General features: G+C 63.8%; 1 pseudogene. It reads right to left on the reverse strand.

Annotated elements, in window-relative coordinates:
* Nucleotides 1-246: pseudogene (locus ACKX14_RS16335) on the reverse strand (alpha-D-glucose phosphate-specific phosphoglucomutase); the annotation flags it as partial.

Raw genomic sequence — 246 nt, forward strand, 5'->3', positions numbered from 1 at the left:
TCTGGCCGTCCCAGTCGACGCTCATGAAGCGGAAGGTCGAATCCACTTCGGTGTTCACCACGTCGAGGTTCAGGCGGTGATGCTCGGCGATGGCCGACCAGTAGCGCACCCCTGCTCCGCCCAGCGGATCGACGCCCAGGCGCAAGCCAGCGTTGCGGATGGCATCGAAGTCGATGACGTTGACCAGGTCGGCCACGTAGGTGTTGAGGTAGTCGTGGCGATGAGTGGTGTCGGCCTTCAGCGCCT

Source organism: Thermorhabdus hydrogeniformans (assembly GCF_049310025.1).
In the GTDB taxonomy this organism is placed as follows: Bacteria; Bacillota; Thermosediminibacteria; order Thermosediminibacterales; family Tepidanaerobacteraceae; genus JBJYKD01.